The 12,422-nt window shown below is 58.7% G+C and carries 15 protein-coding genes; 11 read left to right on the plus strand and 4 right to left on the minus strand.

The features are described from left to right. From FVW20_RS15950 to FVW20_RS15960, 3 genes are all read right to left on the minus strand, one after another. On the minus strand, positions 1 to 556 hold a 556-nt coding region (locus FVW20_RS15950; protein WP_196610374.1), incomplete at its 3' end, for a hypothetical protein. Further along, entirely contained in the window at positions 553 to 1,410 is an 858-nt protein-coding gene (locus FVW20_RS15955) for a DUF4373 domain-containing protein (protein ID WP_196610375.1), read from the minus strand. The genes FVW20_RS15950 and FVW20_RS15955, both read right to left, overlap by 4 nt. Before the next feature lie 1,220 nt (positions 1,411 to 2,630). Next, on the minus strand, positions 2,631 to 3,053 hold the full coding sequence (locus FVW20_RS15960) for a phage regulatory CII family protein (RefSeq protein ID WP_007526798.1): 423 nt from the start codon (positions 3,051 to 3,053) through the stop codon (positions 2,631 to 2,633). Between the two features lie 59 nt (positions 3,054 to 3,112). On the opposite strand from FVW20_RS15960, the gene FVW20_RS15965 reads away from it, so the two are divergent. The 3 genes from FVW20_RS15965 to FVW20_RS15975 all read left to right on the plus strand — a co-directional run bounded on the left by FVW20_RS15965 (position 3,113) and on the right by FVW20_RS15975 (position 4,348). Continuing rightward, positions 3,113 to 3,352, plus strand: a complete 240-nt coding sequence (locus FVW20_RS15965) for a hypothetical protein (RefSeq protein ID WP_012612796.1) — start codon at positions 3,113 to 3,115, stop codon at positions 3,350 to 3,352. A 161-nt stretch (positions 3,353 to 3,513) separates the two neighbouring features. Next, complete coding sequence (locus FVW20_RS15970) at positions 3,514 to 3,810, plus strand: hypothetical protein (protein ID WP_041727517.1); 297 nt, start codon at positions 3,514 to 3,516, stop codon at positions 3,808 to 3,810. Between the two features lie 109 nt (positions 3,811 to 3,919). Further along, on the plus strand, positions 3,920 to 4,348 hold the full coding sequence (locus FVW20_RS15975; protein WP_012612798.1) for a hypothetical protein: 429 nt from the start codon (positions 3,920 to 3,922) through the stop codon (positions 4,346 to 4,348). 31 nt (positions 4,349 to 4,379) lie between these two features. On the opposite strand, the gene FVW20_RS15980 is transcribed toward FVW20_RS15975, so the two are convergent. Next, positions 4,380 to 4,787 (minus strand): hypothetical protein, encoded by a 408-nt coding sequence (locus FVW20_RS15980; RefSeq protein ID WP_196610376.1) that lies wholly within the window; start codon positions 4,785 to 4,787, stop codon positions 4,380 to 4,382. A gap of 379 nt (positions 4,788 to 5,166) precedes the next feature. On the opposite strand from FVW20_RS15980, the gene FVW20_RS15985 reads away from it, so the two are divergent. From FVW20_RS15985 to FVW20_RS16020, 8 genes are all read left to right on the plus strand, one after another. Continuing rightward, complete coding sequence (locus FVW20_RS15985; protein ID WP_116306296.1) at positions 5,167 to 5,904, plus strand: S24 family peptidase; 738 nt, start codon at positions 5,167 to 5,169, stop codon at positions 5,902 to 5,904. 131 nt (positions 5,905 to 6,035) lie between these two features. Further along, positions 6,036 to 7,142 carry an AAA family ATPase gene (locus tag FVW20_RS15990; RefSeq protein ID WP_116306298.1) on the plus strand — a complete coding sequence of 369 codons (1,107 nt, stop codon included), beginning with the start codon at positions 6,036 to 6,038 and terminating at the stop codon, positions 7,140 to 7,142. Between the two features lie 3 nt (positions 7,143 to 7,145). Further along, a complete protein-coding gene (locus FVW20_RS15995; RefSeq protein WP_116306624.1) occupies positions 7,146 to 9,467 on the plus strand; it encodes a S8 family peptidase in 2,322 nt (773 codons plus the stop codon). Positions 9,468 to 9,782: 315 nt separating this feature from the next. Next, positions 9,783 to 10,094 carry a hypothetical protein gene (locus FVW20_RS16000; RefSeq protein WP_196610377.1) on the plus strand — a complete coding sequence of 104 codons (312 nt, stop codon included), beginning with the start codon at positions 9,783 to 9,785 and terminating at the stop codon, positions 10,092 to 10,094. 17 nt (positions 10,095 to 10,111) lie between these two features. Continuing rightward, a complete protein-coding gene (locus FVW20_RS16005) occupies positions 10,112 to 10,258 on the plus strand; it encodes a hypothetical protein (RefSeq protein ID WP_172596576.1) in 147 nt (48 codons plus the stop codon). Between the two features lie 2 nt (positions 10,259 to 10,260). Next, the gene (locus FVW20_RS16010) at positions 10,261 to 10,551 is read left to right on the plus strand and encodes a hypothetical protein (protein WP_196610378.1); all 291 of its coding nucleotides are present in this window, start codon (positions 10,261 to 10,263) and stop codon (positions 10,549 to 10,551) included. Between the two features lie 62 nt (positions 10,552 to 10,613). After that, the gene (locus tag FVW20_RS16015) at positions 10,614 to 11,663 is read left to right on the plus strand and encodes a hypothetical protein (protein WP_196610379.1); all 1,050 of its coding nucleotides are present in this window, start codon (positions 10,614 to 10,616) and stop codon (positions 11,661 to 11,663) included. Between the two features lie 2 nt (positions 11,664 to 11,665). Next, positions 11,666 to 12,422: DUF1351 domain-containing protein (locus tag FVW20_RS16020; RefSeq protein WP_196610380.1), on the plus strand; the 757-nt coding region annotated here is incomplete at its 3' end.

Below are 12,422 nucleotides of genomic sequence, written 5' to 3' on the forward strand. Positions count from 1 at the left end.
GCTCGAAGGCCCGCACCGCGCGCGGCACCGGCCCGCCATGGTTGCCCCTGTCCGGGTAGAGCCCGAGGCGTTCGCGCTCGAAGGCGACGGTGCCGCCCACGTAGCCGCGCGGCATGACCATGAGTCCCAGCGCCTCGATGTCGCGTCGGGTCTCCCCGTTGCCGCCGGGATGGCACCGGCACCGGCGGACCAGGCGCTGCCACGTCTCCGTTCCGGTGCGCGGATCGCGGGCCGGTGCCCAGGCGAAGATCACGCCCGGCACATCGCATTCCGGGCAGCAGCGGGAATCGCTGACCACCTGCTCGGGGTGGTTGGCCTGCCACTCCTCCCACAGCACGCGGATAGCCTGGCCGAGGTTGCGCGGCAGCGTGGCGCCGTCGAGCAGACGCTGCCGAATCCACTCCAGCGGTGGCCCCGACGGGACATGCCCGCACTGCTCGAACCAGATGTCGCGGGAACGCTCGCCGGGTGGGTTGCACCCGAACCCCGCGTAGACATCGCTGACCAGCGCCTCGAATGCCGTCCGGCCCATGTTCTTTGGCGTTGCCTTGCTCATGCCCGTACCTCCGTCTGCTCTGCTTCTCTGGCCAGCCTGGCCTCATAGTCGGCGGTGTTGATCTCGTGGAACGACTTGCCCCGCAGGTTGGCGTACGGGTCCGGCGACCGTGGCGGCTTATTGAGCCAAAACCGCCCTGCGAGGAACTTCTGGGGCGACGGGATGAACCGCCCGCCCTCCTTGGCCCACTGCTCGCTGCCCTCCCACTCGGACAGGGCATCGAAGAGCCGGGGGAGGCCGGGGTACGCCCTGGCCTTCTTCATGGCCAGCCACGACGGCAAGACGGCGTAGATCGGCTGCCGGGCCCGCTCAGGGTAGGCGTCGAGGAACTGCTCAAGCTCGATGTCCGGGACATGGCGAGGCGGCTCTGGCGCATCAGGCTCTTCGGGAGGGAGAGAATCGACCGGCCCCAACCCGTCTCCACCCCCCAACGGGGGGGTAGGGGGGGGCTTATCTCCTTCTGTCTCTGTATCTGTCTCTGTATCTTTGGTCCGGAGCGGCTCCGGAGCGACTCCGGAGTTCTTGACCTTCTTCCTCGACCATTCGTCGCGGTATTTCAGTATGTTGGGGATATCGATGGTGAGTGAGTTTTCGGAAAATTCCGCCGAGAAAATTCCAATTTTCGAGCAAATTTCAGCGAAATTCCGCAGTTTTTTCGGAGAAAACCCGGTGATTTTCCGCCAAAACGCAACCGGATAGGTCAGCGCGGTGCGATTGCTCCCGGCCTCGATTTGCCCGGCGATTGTCTCCAGGATGAGCCAATAGAAGCCGTACCCCTCAAGTCCGAGCTCGGACACGAGGCGCGCCATTTTCTCGTCTTGATGCGCACCGGTGAGATGCTTGAACCACCTCATGACAGCCACTCCTTGGTCACCAGCCGTGACCCTAGCCCCCGCGTCCTGCGTCTCATCTCATCCTCTTCCGCGCCGTGTCGGCGCATCCGGCCACGGTGCCCAAAGGTCACCATGGACAAGAGCCAACCATTCGTCGCGGCACAACCACAACCGCCCAGCGGATGGGAGGGAGTACAGCCGGGCCGCGCCAGCCAGCACCCTTCCGCCCCGTTCAAGCAGCACGCTCTGACCCACTTCGGGCAATGTGCCCGGCGTGCCGTCGTACCGCGTCCACGTGAGCGTCGTTTCCAACTTCATGACCACCCTCGCATGTCCGGCCCCGGATTTCCGGAACCAGCGCACGCTATGCAAACGATCTGCGCCTCACCTGAAAAAGACGCCGGTCGAAGGGCAATCTCTCGGGCTATAGCACACTTTTTTCCTTTGTATTGCAGGGTGTAAAATCTCCAAAAACACACCCTGCCCTTCACACCCGAATAGCTGTGCCCTTGCCGCGCGTCTTTTAGCGTCGGCGAAAAAATGCACCCTGCCGTCCGCACCCAACTACCTGTGAACCTCGGACGCGTCTTTTAACGGTTATGAATACAAGCGCCCTCACCGGGCCGGGTGCCCCCCTCTCCCCCTCCCCTCCGGCTCCTGCCCCCTCCTCCCCCAGCAACGGGTCTTGCACCACTCGACGTGCAGCCACTGCCAGGGTGGCTTGGTGAAGGGGCACGGGCGCAGGTGGGGATAGCGGAGATACGCGGCGCGGGCAGCCTCCGGCGTCGTGTAGCCGATCTGCTCGGGCGACTTGGGGCGGTAGGGGCATCCGCAGGGTTCGACCTGATCACTGCCCCGCGCAGGGGAACGAGCGGCCCCGGACGCACGCAGGCTTGCCACCCCTGCATCGCAGTGCCGGGAACCACCCGCCAATGGGACTTCACGCTGCCTGTACTGTCCCGTCACACGCGCCCCCTTCATGCATGGGCACACGGCGTCACCGCCGCGCTATCCCACCTTGCGTATCCCTTTGTGGTTATTGCGCAACATCAGCAATTCATGTTGACCGCACCAGAAGTGGACACTACACATCTTGAGAGTACATCACCTCCGATGTACTCCCTCTCTGAGGAGCCTCCGTCTGCACCACGGGGGCTTCTCTCTTTTCGGGCCGCGCGCCACTGCGTCGTAGCCAGATTGGCTCCGCAGTCTGCAACCACACCATGCGCCACGGAGAGCACCTACCCTGCGCCGCTGTCCCGGTCTCTGGCGCGCACAACCACATCCTCCAATTCCTTGAGCGCGGCGCGGAGCCTGGGCATGAGGTCGGTGTAGTGCCGCCCGGCCCGCGCGGCCTTGATGAAGTCGGTCACGGCCTCATAGCCTTGCAGGCACTCGTCCTCCATGCTCCGGCCATCCGGCTCGCCGCCAAGGGGCCGCAGCCCGTAGCCCATGAACCCGGCCAGCGCCTCCAGCGGGGCCACGGAGCCGCAGGCGCGCATCAGCGGCACCAGCGACTCGACGCCGAGCTTCGCGCCCGCGTCATAGGGCGAAAGCTCGCGCGAGAGCGTGGACTTGTGCTTGCCGATCTCGGCGGCGATGGCAGTCAGGGTACGCCCCGAGTTCTCCACCATGTCCGCGATCACATCTTCCAACGCGCGCATTAAACAACCTCCTGACAAGTTTCATTTTCTCTTGGCGCATGTCGGGGTAACGTGTGAGCATGGAAAAGAAGGTGCATGCCCACGTCACCAGCCGCCGGTGCCTGAACGGCAACCACGTCGCCCTGGTCCGCCTGACCTCGCCGGGAGACGTGGACTGGCGATCCGTCCTGCTCCCCTCCCCCGCGTTGTCCGGCTCGCTGCTTGATGCCGTGGTTGCAACGGCTCTGCGTCACCACGCGGGAGGACATGGGGCGCGCCTGCGCGCCGAGTACCAGCTACGGCTGCCGATGCACCCTTGATGCAGGATGCTGCACCGCCAGCACCCGACCAGCCTCCACCGGCAGCAGCGCCCCGCGTCCTGTAAAAATCATGCTGCATAATTGACCTTGCCCGTGTGCCCGCCCTACCCCACAGGAAGAGATAACTACCCATCAGCACACTCATTCTCGCGGGGCACCTCATGAACGATCTCATCAGTACCGCCATCCGGAACCGCTGCTGCCTTTTCGTCCGCTGCGCAGAGCATGAATGCATGATCGAGCCACACCTTCTGGGACTCAGCGCCAACGGCAAGCTCCTGCTCAAGTCCTACCAGCCACCCATCCCGGACGCGCCGTCCCCTGTTGCTGGCTGGCGAACCTACCGACTGGAGGACATCGAGGAGATCGAACTCACAGACATCCCGTTTCCCGGCCCTCGCGCTGACTATGACGCCACGCAATCGGGCCGCATCGCCAAGGTCATCTGCCAACTGTAGCGGAGGATCACCCTCCCGCCCGCAACACCGGGGGCAGGTTGCCCCCGGCTGCGAACCCTCGGTATGGAGGCGGTAGCCACTCCAACCTTCTCAACCGAGGGAGGACTTCATGGACGCGAAACCCTACATGTCTGGCCTTTTTGCTCTCGCAGGGGCCGTAATCGGAGCAACAGCCGCCATTGGGACACAGGTATACGAAAGCCGTCAGGCTGATCTCAGGCATGTCCGAGGCCTTGCGTATGAGGCCGCCATTGAGGAATGGCGCATTAAGGTTGAGACGATTCGGTCCATGGGTGCATATGATTCGCTTCCCTACTTTGAAGACATACTTCTTCGCCATATGGCGTATGCATCACTTGTTTACCATCACGCACCTGACAAATTATCAAAGCAGAAGCGTGATGATTTTCTAGAATATCTTTTCGATGAAAATGCAAAACGCCACGATGAACGAATCAAGAAATCTCCATCCGCAGAAGAGATACATGCTTCCGAACAGGACTCCGACAACAAGACCAAGAAGCGCACTCACCCCTGACGTATGACATCCCGGCATGACAACCCGTCCGCTACACGCCATCGTGATGCAACGCGGAACTTCCTCCGCAATTGGGCCGGGGGCCTCGCCCACAGGCGAGTAACTTCAAGGTGCGTAGCGCCCGCCGCAAGCCAGAGAAGTCCAAGGTCGGTGTCGTATAGCCGCCCGCGTGCCAGCCCCATTGCTCACGCAGCCACTCGATTTCCCGCTGGGACAGACCACCGCCTCGAGGGAGTGGCCCAACTTCCGGACGTGCTTCGGTTAATTCGTAGAGAGTGCGACGTACCTGCTTGAAGCGCAGCGAGCCCACGCCCTTGACGTGGAACCAGAACTCAGGCCGGTCTTCGTGCAGGAACTCGAAGTAGGCGTGGATGCTCGGCACAGGTGAGCCCTTGGTCTCCTTGCGCTCGAAGAAGTGGAAGCGCCCGAACATCTGCATGCTGCCTCCTGATGCCGCCCGCAGGCGGGTTGAAGTGACAACGCGGCCCGGCAGCATGGGCATGCCATGCCGTCAGGCCGCGTCGCGGGGTGGAGTGGGGGAAGGCGAGAGAAAAGCAGGGTACAGAAACGGCACCAACTTACCCAAAGTGCGCGAGCTCATGCCCTGTCGCCGTCCGAGCTGAATCCGTCGAATAATGTTAATGTTGACGCCAGATTCCTTTGCAAGGCGGTACGGCGTCCAACCTGACTCAGCCAGAAACCGGTCTATGTCTTGCTTGATGTCCATGGCTCAATGGTAGCCAAACGTAGAAATAGCATCAACACAAAATCTCATCATGGCTAGTAGCCAAGTGCCGACCAACATGTTCAATAGGAATATGGGATTCTACGAAGACTTCATCTCGGGTTTAAACCGCGCGATCGATGAACGGTTCGAGGGAAAGAAGTCTCGGCTGGCCAAGGCCGCTGAGACCCACACCTCCACTTTGTCGCGCCTTCTGGACAAAGAACGTTCCCAATGGCTCAACCAGATTGCCCGCTTAGCGGATAGCGCAGGCTTAACCCTCATTGACAGAGGAGAAAGCCCGTCCCCTCGCGAAGTCTGCTGGGTGGATGCCAAGGTCACCGCTGCCGGGAACGGCCTCCCCACGCCAGAGCATGAGGACTATTACGCCGTCCCGCTGGTGGACGAGGCCGGAGCCGGGCCGGGTATCATCCCTCAAGGACAGTTGCTCTCGTGGTTTCTCGTCTGGAGACATCAGGAAACCATCCGCCACAGGGCAGACCTGATCGCCGTCCGGATTGCCAAGGGGTCGGACTCGATGGCCCCAACGCTGGCCCCCGGCGACATCGTGCTCGTGGACAGGCAGGACAAGAACGCGGACAGGCCGGGGCGTATCATGCTTGTGATGGACCCGGATGGAGCGGGCAAGGTAAAGCGCGTGCATGCGCAACACCTGCCGGAAGAGAAGGACTACCGCCTCACCTACTACTCGGACAACGCGGCGGCCTACCCGCCCGAGGTATACAGCCTCAAGCGCGATTTCGAGGGTGATTGGCACCGGGCCATCGTGGGCCGGGTCATTTGGGCATGGAGTGATGTGAGCGGTAAGTAGCAAGCAAGCGTCTGTGCGAAATGGACATGTTACAAAATTATAAGATTTAATACAGAATAAAAACACACAATTAGATATGCTTGTGTAATTTTTCGTTTGACGCGTGATGCAATGTGTTCCAATGTTGAAAAATGCAGCACGTAACCGAACTTCTCGAAGAGCTCACAGCCATGGCGTCGCGCCGCAATGACCGCGAGGCCCTCACCGTTATTCGCAAAAAATTCAAAAGAATACACGCCGAAAACCCAGACCTTGCTGTGCGGCTCTCTCGCATCATCTCCACAACGGGCGGAACGGGGGCAACCCGGAGCTTCCAGAAGCTCGGCCACGAATTACGCGACCAAGACTCTGGTCTCGAATTAATACAGCGCTTCGAAGTACCCAAAGACTTCGAATGTCCCATCCTGCCCGCAAAAACTAAAGACGAAATATCCCGTTTTGTTTTAGAGAGACAAAACGCCCACCTTCTCAAAGCAAACGGCGTATTGCCACCATCCAGCTTAGCACTCATGGGCAGGCCAGGAACAGGAAAAACCAGCCTGTCCATGTGGCTTGCAAGCCAACTAGAACTGCCATTGCTCAGTCTGAATTTAGCGGCTGTTATTACTAGCTACCTAGGCCAGACTGGGCACAACATTAAAAAAGCTCTGGATGCGGCAAAATCTGAGCGCTGTATACTGCTTTTGGATGAATTTGACGCCTTAGGGGCACAACGTAATAGCGATAATGACGTTGGAGAAATGAAAAGGGTTGTAACCGTCTTACTTCAAGAAATAGAAAACTGGCCTGACGACTCAATAATAATTGCGGCAACAAACATGCCCGAATCAATAGATCATGCTTTCAAGAGGCGGTTTTCAAAATGGATAGAAATACCACTTCCAGACACAGATGTTCGACAAAAAATTCTACAAAAATATATATCAAACAACAAAATATCTCCGACATTGACCCATCTCATTGCAGAGATATTGGAATCATCAAGCGGAGCAGATATAAAAGAATATGCGAGACGATCAAAAGCCCGTGCTATCGTTGACAACATACGGATAGAAGAAGCAATGATGTCAGAAATAGCTGCTGAAATCGACTTCAATGAATTCTCAGAAACAGCAAAAAGATCTTTTGTCACAGCAGCAAGGTCCAGCAACCCTAGATTCTTTACTCTCCGAAAACTCGCAGAAATAATAGGCGTTTCACACACAACAATATCTAGAATTGCAAAATCAACGGAGTGAACAATGAATCAAGACAAGCTACCAATATTAGCCAAAGGAGAACAACTAGCCAGAGAAGTACCATACCAAGGCGGATTCAACGACAAAGACGCAGTATGGACCTACGAAGAGGCGAAAAGCAGACTCCTGCCCCAACTAGAAGCAACAACTCTAGCCGCAGAAGCCATTCCCCAAAACAAAAGAATCAAGAGCGGCGTTTTTTTTGCTGTCGACCTCGACTGCAATTACATTGCGAAGAGCTATTATCCCAAACAGTTCTTTGACAAAGCACAATGGGAACTTCACGGATCAATCGGAATAACCCAAACTGAACGAAACAACAGAATATTTGCAGATCCAAAAACCTCTAGAAGGCTTTTTTTTAAAGCTACCCCAGAAGCACTTAAAAAATCGCTCATCGCATTAAAAGATGATGCTTTCACTACAGACCAGGAAAGGAAGTCCATACAAAGAATATATAACATTAGGATGCATGAGCCTGCTGAAAAACTTATAAATATCAACACCGATTCCCCATCAATCCTAGAACTCATTATCCATCCTCTCGAAACTGACGACTGGAACACGCTCTTGGGAATTTTACAGGAAGAGCTAACGGATAAAACTTATCCCATGGAACTTTTCAAGTGGGATATGGGCGCACGACTCGGAGGCCCTCGCTTCCTCCCGATACGCGCATCAAAACAAATTGCTTTAGCGCTTGCGACACTCAATCCCATCAGATCGATTCGCCCAATGCCGCGAGTTTCATTCCCACGGTTTTCTTCATCCGGAAAAATTGCAGGACCAGAAATTGTTAAACCCATTGGCATACGCGCGGCAGACCTTCCATACATTGGCGTGTTTGACGGCGGCGTTGACACAACTATTCCCCAGCTTGGCCCTTGGGTAACCCAAGAAGAGATAACGCCACAGCCAGCAACCTATGAATCCATCGCACACGGCACAGCCGTGTGCGGCGCAGTCTTATACGGTGACAAGCCACAACTTGCGACAACCCCTCCAGCCTTCCGCGCAAAATCTTTTCGCGTTCTCCCACCCCCTAACCCCACATCGATTCCCGAACTCGACCTCTACGCATTGGTTGAAGCCATCGAACAGACAGTCCGTTCTGATGAAAATCAGAACATTAAAACATATGTTTTAAGCTTTGGCCCTGACCAGCCTATCGAAGACAAAGAAATTGACTACTTCACCTCCACACTCGACAGATTAGCGTTCGAGCTCGACGTACTTTTTGTTGTCGCAGCGGGCAATGCAGGCGAAGCCGCTTCTCCTTGGAACAGAATCCAACCCCCTGCCGACATAGTAAATGGCCTTGGCATCGGAGCCTTTGTACACACCCCAGACAAGAAGCCCGTCAAAACCCCATATAGCTGCCCAGGCCCGGGCCGATCAGGAAACTGTGTAAAGCCAGACCTTCACATGTTCGGCGGTGACGACAAACAACCTTTTACCGTTTTTTTGGCTGGAGACGCGGGGGGGTGCACAGCAACCCAGGGAACAAGCTTTGCCGCCCCACTAGCCTGCAATTTGGCCAGCCACCTTCTCTATAGAGTTGACGACTACTCAACGCTTACCCCGCAAACTGCAAAGGCTCTAATGATCCATAAGGCCATCACCCATGACGCCTGGAAACCTAATTGGGGATGGGGAGCACTTGATTACGACATCACAGAGCTTACGACATGCTCAAAGAACAAGGTCACAATACTTTATAATGGAGACCTCCCAATAGGAAGACGAACAGTTCTTCCCATACCACTTCCATCAGATACGATAGGGAAAAAAACTATACAACTCTCTTGGACAGTCGTGTACGCCACTGACATTGCTCCATCTATGCCTGATGAATACACACTTGGAGGTGCTGACGTAAAGTTCCGCCCACATTGTGACATATATACATATACAGTTGACAAACAACCATACACAGTAAACCGAGAGTTGGAAGCTGAACGGTTCAAAGCTCTTGTTGAATCAAATGTTATCGGTGAACACAAACTTCCAAAGCCGGAGTCAGTAAATTCTAAAAAATTCTACCTCACAGAGGCTGAACGGCGGAAATTTGGCGTATGGGACACCACAAAGCATTACTGGACGAAATTTAAACATTCTAGAACGCTAAAGGATCCCATGCTTGATATCCATGCGCAAGCTCGTTCTGACTGGCAGTACGACAAGTTCCGGCCTAGACATATCAAATACGCCTGCGTCGTAACCATTGAAACTCGCGCTCCTATCGATATATACAGCGCCATACAGGCTAAGATCCCTGCCTTAGTCCCCGTACAACTGAGATCGACGGCAAGAGTCCGGGTATAATGCGCCTCGGCGGGGCCCGCTACGTACCGCCTCCCCTTCATCACCGCCCTTCACCGGGCGGTGATTTTTTTGCCTACACTTTCTACGTATGGCAATTTCGCCTTGCGCAAAACTCTACATATGGCTACTATCTTTTCACCACCACCGAGGAACACCCCGCGAGCAGCGCCACCCCGGCAGAGCGGACGGAAGGAGCCGAGGGCGGTGGTGCCCAGCAAGTACCGAGCACGGCAAGCCGCAAGCCCTTGGGAGCGGGAAGGCACGCGACGGCAGGGAATGGGCGCAGGACCGGAACCCACTGGCAGAGGAAGAACCATGCAGAACCGCCCTTTCGACCACGGCGAACTCAACGTCCCCAACCGGCTGCGGCATCTGGACCGCGACCTGGAGCGCCACCGGCGCGAACTGGAGAGGCAGGAGCGCGCCGAACGCAAACGGCGCACCGAGGAGATGAAGGCCCTGCGCGAGAAGGCAAAGGTTCTTCTTGCCGAATGGGAACCACGCATCCTCGAACGGTATGGCCCGAAGCACGGCAAGAGAGCCCTGAGTAAGATGCTGAGGAGCGATGCGTACTTCAACCCCGAGGTGCCTATTCGCCTGTGCGAACGAATGGCCCGCGAGGCTTAGCGGCAAGAGGAGGGAACATGGCGACCATCATCACCAGAGTGAACGGCAAGCCCGTCTGGGCGAACAGCGCCGACATGCTGGCCCTGCTCATCGTGGCCATGCAGATCGGGGCGCTCAGCGCGCAGGCCCGCACGTGGCAGCGCGCGCAGGGATGGAGGCAGTGACCATGCAGTGGTTCACCATCGCCTACACCCGCGAGGGCGCAGACCGCATCCACCTCGAAACGGTCGAGCACCCCAACGAAGTCGAGGCATGGGGCTACGCCGTGGACATGGCCGACACCGGTTGCGAGGTCGAGATCATGCCCCACTACTTCTGCATCCCCTCGTACCACGGCCACAGCTTCCGGCGCGAAGTCAGGGACGCCAGCGCCCGCGCCGATGCGGTCAACTGGCACCACAAGGGCCTCGCTGCACGTGAGCGCCTGAAACGGATGTTCCCGGCAGGCGCGGCCTAGCACACGGCAACCACGCGGCCCAGCGCCGCACCTTTCCCACATCCCTGTCACGGGAGGACAGCATGAACCAGGCACAGACTCTTGCGCCCATCTCGCCTCACGCCCCGGCTCCGACCAACTACATGCCGGTGACCGACCTTGTGGCGCAGGTGGGGCACATCCAGCAGGTGATGCACGCCGTCATGAAGGACGGCGAACACTTCGGGAAAATCCCCGGCTGCGGCGACAAGCCCACCCTGCTCAAGGCCGGGGCCGAAAAGCTGGCCATGACGTTCCGGCTCGCGCCCGAATACGACATCCAGGAGCGCGAGATGCCCGGCGGGCACCGCGAGTACCGCGTGATGGTCCGGCTCGTGTCCATCCTCACCGGCGTCATGGTCGGCGCGGGCGTGGGCCTGTGCTCCACCATGGAGGGCAAGTACCGCTACCGCGCCGGTGATGGCGAGATCACTTCCGTCCCCGTGCCCAAGAGCTACTGGGACACCCGCCGCAGCGACCCAACCGCCGCAGCCCGCATCCTGCGCGAGACGGCCAACAAGGCCGGTCTGCCCGGCTCCAAGTTCGGCACCAAGAAGGACGCCGAAGGCCGCTGGATGATCAGCACCCACGGCGAGCGCGTCGAGCACGACAACCCCGCCGACTACTACAACACGGTGCTCAAGATGGCGAAGAAGCGCGCCCTCGTGGACGCGGTTCTCACCTCCACTGCCGCCTCCGACATCTTCACGCAGGACATCGAGGACATGCCCGAGGTCATTCCCGGTGCCGGTGCCGCCACCTCCTCGCAGCAGCAGAAGCCCCAAGGCACGGGCAAGAAGACCACCGCGCCGCAGCAGGGCAACCCGCAGCCCGCCCACAACCCGGACCACCCCCCGGCCCCCTCTGCCGCGCAACTCGCCATGCTGCGCAACGAGGGCAAGAAGGCCGGGCTCGATGAGGTGGCCCTGGTCTCCCTCGCGCGCCACATGACCGGCGACGACTCGATCCAGAGCATCGACCAACTCACCAAGCCCGAAACCACGCAGATGATCGACGGCATCAAGTCCGGTGCGCTGCTCAACATCCCGCCCGATGCCAACCAGCAGATGGGCGACATGCCCTCGGGGTTCTAGCCATGACCGAACCGAAGATCACCGAAACCCTGCCCGCCATCTCGTTCAACGCCGAGGAACTCGAAGCGTGGGTGCGGGCCATCGTGGCCAACTACGAGGGGCTCGTGGTCACCGAGGACATGGTGCCTGCCATCAAGTCCGAGATGGCTGGCCTGAACAAGGTGCGCGACCGGCTCGAAGCGGCCCGCAAGGAGGCAGTGCGCCGGGTCAGCGCCCCGATCAGGGAGTTCGAGGACCGGATCAAGGCGGTCACCGCCATCATTGTGGAGGCCCGTGCCGGGCTCGATGCGCAGGTAAAGGCGTTCGAGGAACTCCAGCGCGCGGACAAGCGCCGGGAGGTCCAGTTCCTCATCACGGCCACCCTTGATGAACACGGGCTGCCCGGCCTCGACATCCCCATTCAGGATGCCTGGCTGAACAAGACCAAGCCCCTCAAGACCATCAAGGCCGAGGTCGAGGCGATCATCCTGCGCCACATCCAGCAGGAGCGGGAACGCGCAGCCCTCGAACAGGCGCGGCAGGACCGGGCCGTGGCCATCGAACAGAAGGTCGAAGCACTGGCCGAAATCTACGGATTCTCCCTCCCGGCCTCATCCTTCCTGCGCTTGCAGGACTTGCAGGTGCCCCTAGCCGAAGCCCTGACTCAGATCGAGCAGGCCTACTCGGCGCGGGCGCAGGCCATGCGCATCGCCCCGGCGGCTCCCGCCGCCACTCCGCCCCGGTCCGCGCAGGTGCTCCAGCCCGTGGCCCCCGCCGCCG

This window comes from Nitratidesulfovibrio oxamicus (genome assembly GCF_015731765.1).
GTDB lineage: Bacteria > Desulfobacterota > Desulfovibrionia > Desulfovibrionales > Desulfovibrionaceae > Cupidesulfovibrio > Cupidesulfovibrio oxamicus.

Coding starts and splice junctions, on each gene's coding strand:
- FVW20_RS15955 (WP_196610375.1), bottom strand. CDS start 1,410: ATGAGGTGGTTCAAGCATCTCACCGGTGCGCATCAAGACGAGAAAATG.
- FVW20_RS15960 (WP_007526798.1), bottom strand. CDS start 3,053: ATGCGCGCGTTGGAAGATGTGATCGCGGACATGGTGGAGAACTCGGGG.
- FVW20_RS15965 (WP_012612796.1), top strand. CDS start 3,113: ATGGAAAAGAAGGTGCATGCCCACGTCACCAGCCGCCGGTGCCTGAAC.
- FVW20_RS15970 (WP_041727517.1), top strand. CDS start 3,514: ATGAACGATCTCATCAGTACCGCCATCCGGAACCGCTGCTGCCTTTTC.
- FVW20_RS15975 (WP_012612798.1), top strand. CDS start 3,920: ATGGACGCGAAACCCTACATGTCTGGCCTTTTTGCTCTCGCAGGGGCC.
- FVW20_RS15980 (WP_196610376.1), bottom strand. CDS start 4,787: ATGCAGATGTTCGGGCGCTTCCACTTCTTCGAGCGCAAGGAGACCAAG.
- FVW20_RS15985 (WP_116306296.1), top strand. CDS start 5,167: ATGGGATTCTACGAAGACTTCATCTCGGGTTTAAACCGCGCGATCGAT.
- FVW20_RS15990 (WP_116306298.1), top strand. CDS start 6,036: ATGCAGCACGTAACCGAACTTCTCGAAGAGCTCACAGCCATGGCGTCG.
- FVW20_RS15995 (WP_116306624.1), top strand. CDS start 7,146: ATGAATCAAGACAAGCTACCAATATTAGCCAAAGGAGAACAACTAGCC.
- FVW20_RS16000 (WP_196610377.1), top strand. CDS start 9,783: ATGCAGAACCGCCCTTTCGACCACGGCGAACTCAACGTCCCCAACCGG.
- FVW20_RS16005 (WP_172596576.1), top strand. CDS start 10,112: ATGGCGACCATCATCACCAGAGTGAACGGCAAGCCCGTCTGGGCGAAC.
- FVW20_RS16010 (WP_196610378.1), top strand. CDS start 10,261: ATGCAGTGGTTCACCATCGCCTACACCCGCGAGGGCGCAGACCGCATC.
- FVW20_RS16015 (WP_196610379.1), top strand. CDS start 10,614: ATGAACCAGGCACAGACTCTTGCGCCCATCTCGCCTCACGCCCCGGCT.